This is a genomic window from Paenibacillus sp. FSL R5-0766 (genome assembly GCF_037971845.1).
In the GTDB taxonomy this organism is placed as follows: Bacteria; Bacillota; Bacilli; order Paenibacillales; family Paenibacillaceae; genus Paenibacillus.
In genome coordinates, this window is the sequence record NZ_CP150227.1 from 2,976,149 (window position 1) to 2,988,589 (window position 12,441).

Genomic DNA, 12,441 nt, shown 5'->3' on the forward strand with positions numbered 1-12,441 from the left:
ATAATGGCTACATGAACACAATTCTGGTGGTGGACGATGATTCCCATATCCGCAAATTAATCCGAATCTATCTTGAAAAGAATCAATTCTCCGTGCTGGAAGCACCAGACGGTCAAGAGGCGTTAGATATCCTCTCGCATACGAAAGTTGATCTGGCGATTGTGGATGTGATGATGCCACGAATAGACGGTATTGAACTGACGGAAGATATTCGGTCTTATCTGGATATCCCAATTCTGATGGTGACTGCCAAGGGAGAATCCAAGGACAAAGTCAGAGGATTTAATGCCGGGTCAGACGATTACCTGGTTAAACCGTTTGATCCTGTGGAGTTAATCCTGCGTGTAAAATCATTACTGAAACGATATAACAAAAGTTCATCAAACATGATTCAGGTCAGCGGTGTAACGATTGATTTGGGCAATCTGATGGTCATTGCGGACGGACAAACTATCGAATTGAAAAAGAAGGAATGTGAATTGTTATTTTCTCTGGCGAGTTCGCCAGGGAAAATATTCACACGTACACAGCTTATAGATGACATATGGGGCATCGATTACGAAGGAGATGAGCGTACGGTTGATGTACATATCAAGCGGTTAAGGGAGCGACTTGAACCTGTACCTGAGTTAGTGATCTCAACTATCAGAGGACTCGGTTATCGCCTGGAGCGGGCATGAAAATGTTTAGGAAGAGCCTGCGACTTCGCATCGTAGCTACGTTTATCGGGATTGTTCTGGTTAGTTTAATTCTTTCCTTTATGATAAATAACGGGTCCCAGGAAAAGACACCGAATCGTTTTATGGTTACTTTTGCTGAAGACCTCGCTACACTGATTAACCTGATCGATGATCCGGAAAAAGTGAAATCAAGCTTGGATATTTTTGCTCGCTACGGCTTAAATATCACTCCCGTGAATGAACAAAGTGAAGTGTTATCTTCCTTGCCAGAGGACAAAGTTCATTCGTTATTTGATTCGGGTACAACCGATGCTATGTTTCTATCGAGTAAAGATGGCATCGCGACCATAGGTGTTCCCGGAACAAACGAGGGGATAGGCACATTTCTGATTCAAAGCGATTTTTCCTCTCTTTTTCATACGCTGCGAAACACGCTCTTAACCTCATTGTTAACGGTTCTGATCATTGGGAGTTTATTAATCCTGTTCATGTCAGGGTTCATTGTGAAACCGATTAAGAGGTTAACCGTTGCTGCGAAGGAGATGTCATCAGGGGATCTTTCGGTGCGGTTAAAACATAATAACCAGGATGAGTTCGGCGAACTGATGGAGAGCTTTAATCATATGGCCAGTGAGTTGCAAAAAATCGATTCGGTTCGTGATGACTTTGTCAGTAACGTTTCTCATGAAATGCAGTCTCCACTGACATCGATTAGAGGGTTTACCAGAGCGCTGCAAGACGGCGTTATTCCACTAGAAGAGCAGAAAGAGCATCTGGATATCATCTATGAGGAAACGCTGCGCTTATCGAGGCTCAGTGATAATCTGCTTCGGCTAGCCTCGCTGGATTCGGAGCATCATCCGGTTCATTTCACCACATTCCAGTTGGATGAACAATTAAGAAGGGCGATTTTACTGGCAGAGCCGCAGTGGTCACAGAAGGACATACAGATCGAACTGGATTTGTTGCCCTGCGAGATCACAGTGGACAAAGATTTGTTTGATCAGGTCTGGCAAAATTTAATAAACAATGCGATCAAATACACAGGTCCTAAAGGTACCATTCATGTCGAAATTGAGACGTCTTCTACACATGTGAAGATATTGATTAGAGATTCAGGACAAGGTATACCTGAGGACGCCCTTCCGTATATCTTTGATCGATTCTACATGGTGGACAAAGCACGGAGCAGCTCGCTTCGAGGGAATGGATTAGGGTTGTCCATTGTGATTAAAATATTGAAGTTGCATCAATGTACAATTGATGTAGAGAGCGAAGTAGGAAAAGGAACGCAGTTTATTGTCACGATTCCCAGATCGACCATTACACCTACACCTTAAGGCAAGCCAGAACAGAGAGAGCAATATGGAAACAATCGGTCCCTGTGCGTTCAGGATTCAGATTGCTGCCAGATTGCTTTTTTTGATATCTGTATTCGCGACAAAATTTCACATATAGTTTTGTTTAGCAGAGGATCATTTGTTAAAATAGAAGAGACGTTATGTGAATCTATGAACTTAATCAATTTATCATACACAGAATGGAGCCATCCAATGAAATATCGCAACATGGAAGATTGTATTAACGATCTGGAGCAGCACGGTCATTTGATTCGGGTCAAAGAAGAGGTTGATCCTCATCTGGAGATGGCAGCGATCCACATGAAAGTGCACGAGGCTAAAGGCCCGGCATTGTTATTCGAAAATGTAAAAGGCTCAAAGTTCCAGGCCGTATCGAATCTGTTCGGCACGGTGGAACGAAGCAAGTTCATGTTCCGCGGTACGCTGGAAGGCGTACAACGGGTCATGGCTGTTCGTGACGATCCCATGAAGGCGCTTAAGACGCCATTTCAGCATGTCCAAACAGGTCTAGCTGCATGGCAGGCACTGCCAAAACAGAAGTCTATTAGCCTGCCGGTGTCGGCGCAAGAGATTCAAATCTCGGACTTGCCACTCATCAAACACTGGCCTATGGACGGTGGGGCATTTGTGACGTTGCCGCAGGTGTATTCCGAAGATCCAGATAAGCCAGGTATCATGAATTCAAACTTGGGGATGTACCGGGTTCAACTGGATGGCAATGATTTTGAAATGAACAAGGAAATTGGATTACACTATCAGATTCATCGCGGAATCGGTATACATCAAGCCAAAGCTGTCAAAAAGGGAGAACCGCTTAAAGTGAGTATTTTCATTGGTGGTCCACCTGCACATACACTTTCAGCGGTTATGCCTTTGCCTGAAGGACTAAGTGAGATGACATTTGCCGGTTTGCTCGCTGGACGTCGTTTCCGGTACAGTTACAAAGATGGGTATTGCATTAGCAATGATGCCGATTTTGTCATCACAGGTGATATTTACCCAGGCGAGACAAAACCCGAAGGGCCGTTCGGTGATCATCTGGGTTATTACAGTCTGACACATGAATTCCCGTTAATGCGTGTGCATAAAGTCTATGCCAAACCTAATGCCATCTGGCCGTTTACGGTTGTTGGTCGTCCGCCGCAAGAGGATACGGCGTTTGGCGATTTGATTCATGAGATTACGGGAGACGCGATCAAACAGGAGATTCCAGGTGTCAAAGAAGTGCATGCGGTCGATGCGGCAGGGGTCCATCCATTACTGTTTGCAATCGGCAGTGAACGTTACACGCCGTATCAGGCGGTGAAGCAGCCGACAGAGTTGCTTACGATTGCCAATCGTATTTTGGGTACGGGTCAGCTCAGTCTGGCGAAGTACCTGTTTATTACTGCTGAGGATCAGCAACCTCTGGATACCCACAAGGAAGTTGAATTCCTGACCTATATCTTGGAGCGTATGGATATGCAGCGGGATATTCATTTCCATACCCATACAACGATTGATACACTCGATTATTCGGGTACAGGGCTGAACAGCGGCAGCAAGGTCGTTTTTGCAGCATATGGCGACAAGGTTCGTGATCTGTGCACGGAAGTGCCGGAGTCTTTGAAAAACATTCGTGGTTATGAGAATCCACAGCTCATCATGCCGGGTATCGTTTCGATCCAGACATCGGCCTTCACGAGTTATGCGGATACAGCACAGGAGATGCAAGCATTCACGTCTCTATTGAAAGAACAGGGAGGCCTGGACTCGTGTCCGATGATCATTCTATGTGACGACAGTTCGTTCCTGAGTGCTAACCTCAGCAACTTCTTATGGGAAACCTTTACTCGCAGCAACCCTTCACATGATATGTATGGGGTTAATAGCGGATATGACCACAAGCATTGGGGCTGTGATCAGGTGATTATTGATGCACGTACCAAACCCCATCAGGCACCGCCGCTGATTCCCGATGCTTCGGTCGAGAAGAGCATTGAACGATTTTTTGTTAAAGGTGCTAGTCTGGGTTCGATCAAAATCTAATTTGAGATGTTTTGAAGAAGTTCAAACGGAGCGTTTGAACTTCTTTGGCTTACTCTGATACGGCAATGAGGCACAAAAGTGTGTAAAAGTTTAAAACCGGGACTAATTTGGATATTGGAATGAGGATAAAGTCTTAGGCGTTCGTATTTACCATTGTGATTAAGGTCGTTTGAACTATGTATGAAATGAAGAATTATAACGATATAAAGAAGTATAGGTATTTTTGTGGCCCCGTTCCGTTGGGTGCTGTTACTATAATGAATTGTTCAGGGGGAATACCGATTTGAGAATCCATATTATGAACCTGCAAGACGGAGACCGTCTAACTGCGGATACATTCAGCGATGCAGGATTACACGTTCTCGGGAAGGGAACTGTGATCAAAGGTGAGGATATCACCTTGCTTATGCAGCACCGTGTAGATTATGTAGATATTGAATCACGCGAAGAAGAAATCACTGAAGCAGAATTTTTTGCTGCAGCGGCAAAACATGCTTCCGGGATAACTACGAAGGAAGAACCGCCTGAAGAAGAGCTGAAGTCCCAATTTATTCAGACTGTACATAATTATCAAAATGCTTTTCTCGAAGCTCTGACCGTTGGCAAGTTCAACGCCACCATGGTGGATGATGCACTGCAACCGATGGTTGAGGGACTGGATGAGCAAAAAGATGTCGTTCATCTCCTGATGATGCTGGAGCGGGATGACGTCAATAACTATACACATTCAATCCAGGTAGGATTGTTGTCCTTCTACCTTGCGAACTGGCTTGGATATTCTCAGAAGGAGAGTTATCAGATTAGTCGCGGTGGTTATCTGCATGACATTGGAAAGTGCAAAGTATCCCACCGGATTCGGAACAAAACAGAACCGTTGACGGTGGATGAGCAGCTTGAAATGCAGCGTCACACCATATATGGCCATGAAATTATCAAAAATTCGATGACGGATGAAGTGACAGCACTGGTTGCTCTGCAGCATCACGAGCGGGAAGATGGATCGGGTTATCCGATGCAACTGGAGAAAAGTGAAATTCATCCCTATACCCAGATTGTATCTGTAGCGGATATCTATATAGGTATGAGATCCGGGAACCACGGAGGAAGCAATCCAAATCTGATCAACAACCTTAGAGATATCTATGGAATGGGATTTGGTAAATTGAATGAAAAACCCGTTCAGGCATTGATGCAGCATTTGCTTCCTAATTTCATCGGGAAACAGGTTCTGCTCAGCAATGGAGAAAAAGGTGTGATTGTCATGAACAATACATCTGATATCTTCAAACCACTGATCAAAGTGGAGTCTGAAGAATATCGCGATCTCTCCAAAGAGCGTACGCTTGCCATTGATGAATTGCTTATTTAATCTAAATATGATCTGTATTCCTTATTTATATTGAGAACGGGCCTCCTGTACGAAGACAGGGGACCCGTTTTTTGTTATATCATCTAGATGTGTTGTTCGACCAAGGAAGCAAGCGTATACTTTGCAAAGACCTTATTTTTCCTGCCAAGGAGCGATCGCCATGATTGAAGTTTCAACCGAGATTACGATACATGCCTCGATTGAACGGTGCTTTGACTATGCCCGGGATATTGATGTACATACTCAGACCGTCTGGCAACATACGAGAGAGCGAGCAGTTGCAGGGGTAACAACAGGAAGAATTGGAGCAGGGGATACCGTTACATTTCAGGCTACTCATTTTGGGGTCAGACAGAAGTTGAAGTCCCGGATCGTACAGTTTGAACAACCTTTCCTTTTTGTGGATCAGATGGAGAAAGGGGCTTTCAAGAGCATGCGACATGAACATCATTTCAGCGTAATTGGGGATCAGATGACTTGCATGAGAGACACACTTCGATTCGAAGCTCCACTTGGATTACTGGGATGGGCAACGGAGCGATTTGTGCTGAAGAGATACATGCAGGCATTTCTGGAGGATCGTAATCGTAAGCTCAAAGATATGCTTGAGCAGTAGCCAGAATTGAAGGGATAGAGGAGAGAAGACATTTGATGGATAATGAATATTTTGTAGGTTGGGGCACACTTGCCTTGATTAATGCCGGACTGGCTCAGGGAAAAAACAGAAGTGGTCGGAACTGGTTTCTGATTTCCCTGTTATTTGGTCCGTTGGCAACCCTCTTTATTGTGGTGTGGAATAAACTGGACTAATTCAACGATCGAGATTCCGATGCATATAACGATCGATTATCCAAAACACAAGGGCTGCTGCACTAACGCCAGCACCTAACCAGCATACGGCTGTCCAGCCCGCCCATGCATACACTTGGGTAGAAACGATGGAGCCGGTTGCACTGCCGATGGAATAAAAGATCATATAAGCTGCCGTCAGGCGGCTCTGCGCTTCGGGACGAACTTCGTAGATCAGGCTCTGGTTGGTAACATGTACGGCCTGCACGGCGAGATCGAGCAGGATAACACCCAGGATCAGAAACCAGAGAGAATGATGGACATAACCGATGGGCAGCCAGGACAAGAGCAGAATGACAAGGGCGACACCGGTTGTTTTCTGCCCAAGGCCCCGGTCGGCAAGTTTACCTGCACGGGCAGCAGCCAATGCTCCCGCCGCTCCTGCGAGACCGAATGCACCTATGACTGTATGAGACAGGGACAGTGGGGGGCTACTTAGTGGCAGTACCATGGAAGTCCATAAGATGCTGAAGGCTGTAAAAATCAGCATGGCCAGCACACCTCGTACTCGTAACACACGCAACTCACGGTACAGTTGCAAGACGGAACCGAGTAATTGGGTATAGCTTTGTTTTACTTGTGGTGATTGTTGCCTTGGGAGAACAAAAAATAAGGCAACAATTCCGAGTAATGTAAGGCTGGCGGAGAAGAGATACACCGATCTCCACCCGAGCCAATCGTTCAGCGTACCTGCAACCGTTCGTGCAAGTAAAATGCCAATGACGATTCCGCTGGTTACCAACCCGACAATGCGACCACGTTCGGAAGGGGCTGCCAAGTGTGCAGCAAAGGCAACGAGCGTTTGCGTAATGACCGCGAGTAGACCTACGACAGCCATGCCCGTGAATAAAAGTGAGCTGGATTGTGCGGTTCCTACGAGAACCAGTGCAAGCACGGATAAGAGCATTTGAATGATGATCAGCTTGCGACGATTTAAGAGGTCACCAAGGGGAACGAGAAGGAACAGCCCCAAGGCATAACATATTTGAGTCACTGTGATGACAATCCCTATGGATGATGGAGAGAGGCTGAATTCTTGAGCGATGGAGTCCAGCAAAGGCTGAGCATAATAGATATTGGCGACCGCAAGTCCGCTGCACACGGCAAAGAGTAGAGCAACTAACCGTGACATGGCTGGACGATCCTTATTGGATAATTGTGCATCTGAAGAAGAAGAAGTTTGCATGAGTATTTATCACCTTTCTATTATGTACTGATCGGTATGTTATGTTTCGGAATAACCATACTTTATTTGCGTGAATTCTGTCAACAGAGATTTAGTTGAGGGTTAAACTAAAGATTATTTACCCAGAGAATATGACGACAAAATAACCATGTGATCGCTTCTACTCCAGATTTTTCGATTCATTTATAGCTAAAAACTCCTTTCCTGTTATTAGGTTTTGACTTTGTAATAAGAGTGAGGTTAAAATATATAAATATACTGATCGATACATAAAGAGGTGAATTGTATGGTTAGACAACGGGAATTTGATACGGATAAAGCACTCGATGCAGCGATGCACACGTTTTGGGACAAAGGGTTTGAAGCGTCATCTTTAAATGACTTGACGACCGCAATGGGCATACAACGTCCCAGTCTGTATGCGGCTTTTGGCGATAAAAAGGAATTATTCGAAACAGCACTTCGCAGGTATACCACTCAGCATGCGGCTCAAGTCAGAGCCAGACTTCAACAGAGCTCCTCCGTGCGGGAAGCCTTTCGTGGATTGTTTGAACATATTGGAGCAGAGGGGAGTGTGACCGAACCTAGTCACGGCTGTTTTTGCATTAATACGATGGTTGAGCTAGCTCCACATGATCCCAAATTCGCTGTCCTTACACGGGAGCATCAGATGTACCTGGGTGTTCTTTTCAAAGAAACGATAGAACGAGGGCAACAGAGCGGGGAGTTGTCCACTGACATGAACGCGAGTGCGGTCGCACAGTCTTTGGTGGTATCCATGATTGGATTGACTGTTCTGATGAAATCAGGACCGGACCGCTTATTTGTAGAACAGAGCATCCAGGTTACGTTGTCTTTGTTACAGTAATCGGAATGATACTTTTGAAAGTGATGCGGAATACCTTATTTTACAAGGATTATGTAAGTTGTTTCCCTGCTCTTATGTGTCTGATGGCATTGGGCAGATCAAACCATAGTTGCTACAATATATATAAATTGAACTTAACATTTACACAAAACGGAGAGGACAGAAATAAGCTGAGGAAGCGGAGCGTTCGCCTTTATCCCCGGATTTTTCCTTTATAAAAAGGAATCGTAGAAAATCTGGGGATAACAGCGATCAGAAGGTTGTTCTGTCATTGGAGTGACTAGTGTAAATATTCTTTAGTTTAATTTATATATTTAAGAAGTGAGCAGATATAGGAGGAGATCAGGAATGAATACAAAGTTGCGCTGTGCCGTTTTGGATGACTATCAGAACGTTGCGCTGACGTCGGCGGATTGGAGTCCGTTGATGGATCAGGTGGAGATTCAGACATTCAACAACTATATGGGCTCGGAAGAAAAAGTCATTCAAGAATTGCAGGATTTTGATATTGTGGTTCTGATGCGGGAACGTACACCGTTCCCGGAGAAGGTCATTTCGCAACTCCCTAAGCTAAAACTTCTGATTACAAGTGGTATGCGCAACGCGTCGATAGATCTCAAGGCTGCAGAGAAGAACGGGATTATTGTGTGTGGAACCGAGGGCAGCTCTAATCCGCCGACGGAGCTTACATGGGCACTGATTCTGGGGCTGTCCAGACAACTGGTTACGGAAAATAATGCACTTCGCTCCAATCGTAACTGGCAGAGCACAGTCGGGTTGGATCTGCATGGGAGAACACTGGGATTGCTTGGTTTGGGCAAGATAGGTACTCGCATGGCTGAGATCGCACAAGCATTTGGCATGAATGTGATGGCCTGGAGCGAGAATCTAACACAAGAGAAAGCCGAAAAACATGGTGTGATCTGGGCCGAGACCAAGGAGCAATTGCTTGCAGAGAGCGACATCGTATCCATACATCTGGTATTAAGTGATCGTACGCGGAATCTGATCGGACAAGCCGATTTTCAACTAATGAAATCGAGTGCGCTACTCATCAATACGTCGCGAGCGGGCATTGTTGATCAGGAAGCCATGGTGGAGGCATTGCAGAGTGGTGTGATTGCTGGTGCAGGTCTGGATGTATATGAGCAGGAACCGCTACCCGTTAACCATGTGATGCGAACATTGCCCAACGTCCTGGCCACACCGCATCTGGGTTATGTGACTCGTGGCAATTATGAGATCTATTATAATCATACCGTAGAGAATATAGCGATGTTCCTGAAGGGAACGCCGATCAGGCAACTGCTTTCTTAGAATGAACGTATGCGGACGGAGTATGACTCTGCTATAGTTATACAGAATCAACGATAAATAAGGTGATGCCAGGAAAAAGTTAGACCTGAGCAACACCTTTTTAGTATATCTGTGTAACAGAACAAATGAAGGGATAGCCGTAAAATATATTCTATCCTAATGACCCATCCCCTCACCAAATTTAACGGTGTGGCCCTCGCTGGGAAGAATGAATCATGGCAACGCTTGATTCACGAACGATTAAGCGCGGTTCAAATTGGATGTGTTCGTAATCGGTCGTGCTCATCTCCCGAATTCGTTTTAACAACAGCTCGGTAGCAAGTCTGGCGACTTCTTCGCCCATAATGGACACGGAACTAATCTGCGGAGACGTGACGGTTGTCCATTGATTGTTATCGACACCCACAACAGCCACATCTTCAGGTACACGAACCCCTAACTCCTTGAACCGATTAACCAATCCGATGGCAACCATATCATTAATGGCATAGACGGCATCTGGCATATGCGTAAGTCCATAGAAATAATCTGCAGCATTGGCACCTGTATTCAATGAAAAGTCCTCACCAAAGTAGACGAGAGAAATGTCCACATGGCCTACAGCTTGCTCATACGCACGAAAGCGTTCTTCAATAATGTCCTTCGGTGCACCGGCGTATGCGATTCGAGTCCGGCCGATTTTGAACAGATGCTCCATCACCAGTTTGCCTTCGGGTTGAGAAAGAGAGACGATATCTGCCTTTATGCCCGGTTCCAGTTTTTTGCCGTAATTAATCATGGAGATAGGGAGCGGCGCTTTATCAATCAGTCCGGGTAACGTTTTGGGGTACGCCAGAGGCATGAAGATCAGTCCGTCCACATGCAATTTTTTGACATTACGAATGGTTTCAAGCTCCGTTCTGGCATTGCCTGCCGTATTGATCTGCACGACATGGTACCCATGCTGCTTCGCCGTTTGCTCTACAGACCAGGAGATTTCCGGAATGATGGCGTTTCGTATGTCGGGTACAACAAGAGCGATCTGGTGCGTTTGCCGGATTTTCAGACTCTGTGCCGAGGTGTTGGGTACAAACCCCAGTTCTTCAATGGCCTGCATCACTTTATCCCGTGTTTTACTGCTGATGCCTTCTGAATTGTTGATGGCCCGGGATACGGTAGCGATGCCCACGCCGGCACGCTCTGCAACGTCCTTGATCGTAAGTTTCTGTTCTTTCTTCAATGTACAGTTACCTCACTTTATCGGAAACGATTCCGAATTATTAGGAATATGTAAGAACTTCACGATAGGTATATAACTTGATTATAACATTTGAACAATGAAGTATCCCATGAAAGGACCAGATTTATAGCGAGGCCTGATTAAATTTCAATAGGACTACAATAATATTTTCCATAATATATGTTAATGACAAGGATTACATCGTTTGTAATACTGCTAAAATCACTTGAATTATAGTATAAGCATTCTTAAAGTGAACTCGATATGATCACGAAATAGACATATTAGTGGAGAAATATGTTTGACAGCGTATCTAAAATGTGACATATTTAATTTACGGAAACGTTTCCGATTATATCACAAATTATGATCTGGGAGATGAAATGAATGAAAGCATTACGTTGGCATGGAGTCAAAGATTTACGTCTCGAAAATATTAATGAACCTCAGCCTGAAGAAGGAAAGGTCAAAATAAAAGTGGAATGGTGCGGTATCTGCGGCAGTGATTTGCACGAGTACACAGCAGGTCCAATCTTCATTCCCGCTCAAGCACCGCATCCGCTAACAGGGGAACAAGCGCCTATAGTTATGGGGCATGAATTCTCAGGACAGGTGGTTGAAGTAGGGGAAGGTGTTACGCGTTTCAAGGCGGGCGATCGTGTTGTGGTAGAACCCATCTATGCATGTGGACACTGCGAAGCTTGTAAACAGGGCAGATACAATCTGTGCGATCAGATGGGTTTCCTCGGACTCGCTGGAGGCGGAGGAGGATTCTCCGAGTATGTAACTGCTGCAGAAAACATGGTACATGCCATTCCGGATTCAATCTCGTATGAGCAAGGTGCGTTGGTTGAACCTTCAGCTGTAGCACTCCACGCTGTGCGTCAAAGTAAACTGAAAGTGGGAGATACGGCAGCCGTGTTTGGTGCAGGCCCGATTGGACTACTGGTCATCGAAGCGCTTAAAGCTTCGGGAGCGTCGGATATTTATGTAGTGGAGTTATCAGATGAACGGAAAGCAAAAGCCGAAGAGCTCGGTGCCATTGTGATTGATCCAATGCAGTTTAATGTCGTGGAAGAGATCCATCAACGTACACAAGGCGGCGTTAACGTAGCCTATGAAGTAACCGGTGTTCCACGTGTTCTGCAACAAGCCATCGATTCGACACGTATTGGTGGAGAGTTGATGATCGTCAGTATTTTTGAACAGGAAGCACCGATTTACCCGAACTCAATTGTCATGAAAGAACGTACAGTTAATGGCATTATTGGTTATCGCGATGTGTTCCCGGCGGTGATCAGTCTGATGGATAAAGGTTTCTTCCCGGCTGACAAGCTGGTGACCAAACGAATTTCGTTGGATGAAGTGGTAGAGCAGGGATTTGAAGCACTGTTGAAAGAGAAAAATCAGGTTAAGATATTGGTAAAAGCTGAATAGAAATCACAGATAGTAACAAAAAGTAGACAGCACATCAACAGATGTGATTGTCTACTTTTTTTGTATAAATAGGGCGGAATTTGTTGCATGTACAGGTAGTTTTACATAGTATAAAAAGATACAAATT

General features: G+C 45.1%; 11 protein-coding genes. 9 read left to right on the forward strand and 2 right to left on the reverse strand.

Translation table 11 applies throughout. The features are described from left to right. Nucleotides 1-11 precede the first annotated feature (11 nt). The 6 genes from MKY66_RS13085 (at nucleotide 12) to MKY66_RS13110 (ending at nucleotide 6,248) form a co-directional block, all read left to right on the forward strand. Complete coding sequence (locus MKY66_RS13085; protein WP_076214698.1) at nucleotides 12-680, forward strand: response regulator transcription factor; 669 nt, start codon at nucleotides 12-14, stop codon at nucleotides 678-680. Further along, nucleotides 677-2,020 carry a HAMP domain-containing sensor histidine kinase gene (locus tag MKY66_RS13090; protein ID WP_083657289.1) on the forward strand — a complete coding sequence of 448 codons (1,344 nt, stop codon included), beginning with the start codon at nucleotides 677-679 and terminating at the stop codon, nucleotides 2,018-2,020. The genes MKY66_RS13085 and MKY66_RS13090 overlap by 4 nt, the downstream gene beginning before the upstream one ends. Before the next feature lie 213 nt (nucleotides 2,021-2,233). Beyond that, complete coding sequence (locus MKY66_RS13095) at nucleotides 2,234-4,069, forward strand: UbiD family decarboxylase (RefSeq protein ID WP_076214703.1); 1,836 nt, start codon at nucleotides 2,234-2,236, stop codon at nucleotides 4,067-4,069. 283 nt (nucleotides 4,070-4,352) lie between these two features. Next, on the forward strand, nucleotides 4,353-5,438 hold the full coding sequence (locus MKY66_RS13100; RefSeq protein ID WP_076214705.1) for an HD domain-containing protein: 1,086 nt from the start codon (nucleotides 4,353-4,355) through the stop codon (nucleotides 5,436-5,438). Nucleotides 5,439-5,598: 160 nt separating this feature from the next. Further along, entirely contained in the window at nucleotides 5,599-6,054 is a 456-nt protein-coding gene (locus MKY66_RS13105; RefSeq protein ID WP_076214708.1) for an SRPBCC family protein, read from the forward strand. Between the two features lie 32 nt (nucleotides 6,055-6,086). Beyond that, complete coding sequence (locus tag MKY66_RS13110) at nucleotides 6,087-6,248, forward strand: hypothetical protein (RefSeq protein WP_155985038.1); 162 nt, start codon at nucleotides 6,087-6,089, stop codon at nucleotides 6,246-6,248. A 1-nt stretch (nucleotide 6,249) separates the two neighbouring features. Here MKY66_RS13110 and MKY66_RS13115 read toward each other — a convergent pair whose 3' ends face one another. Then, a complete protein-coding gene (locus MKY66_RS13115; protein ID WP_076214710.1) occupies nucleotides 6,250-7,473 on the reverse strand; it encodes an MFS transporter in 1,224 nt (407 codons plus the stop codon). A gap of 286 nt (nucleotides 7,474-7,759) precedes the next feature. On the opposite strand from MKY66_RS13115, the gene MKY66_RS13120 reads away from it, so the two are divergent. After that, nucleotides 7,760-8,341 carry a TetR/AcrR family transcriptional regulator gene (locus MKY66_RS13120; RefSeq protein WP_076214713.1) on the forward strand — a complete coding sequence of 194 codons (582 nt, stop codon included), beginning with the start codon at nucleotides 7,760-7,762 and terminating at the stop codon, nucleotides 8,339-8,341. Between the two features lie 348 nt (nucleotides 8,342-8,689). After that, entirely contained in the window at nucleotides 8,690-9,658 is a 969-nt protein-coding gene (locus MKY66_RS13125; protein WP_076214715.1) for a D-2-hydroxyacid dehydrogenase family protein, read from the forward strand. A 181-nt stretch (nucleotides 9,659-9,839) separates the two neighbouring features. On the opposite strand, the gene MKY66_RS13130 is transcribed toward MKY66_RS13125, so the two are convergent. Further along, nucleotides 9,840-10,877 (reverse strand): LacI family DNA-binding transcriptional regulator, encoded by a 1,038-nt coding sequence (locus MKY66_RS13130; RefSeq protein ID WP_076214718.1) that lies wholly within the window; start codon nucleotides 10,875-10,877, stop codon nucleotides 9,840-9,842. A 387-nt stretch (nucleotides 10,878-11,264) separates the two neighbouring features. Between MKY66_RS13130 and MKY66_RS13135 the strand changes: the two genes are divergently transcribed. Then, the gene (locus MKY66_RS13135; protein WP_076214720.1) at nucleotides 11,265-12,314 is read left to right on the forward strand and encodes a 2,3-butanediol dehydrogenase; all 1,050 of its coding nucleotides are present in this window, start codon (nucleotides 11,265-11,267) and stop codon (nucleotides 12,312-12,314) included. The last annotated feature ends 127 nt before the right edge of the window (nucleotides 12,315-12,441 follow it).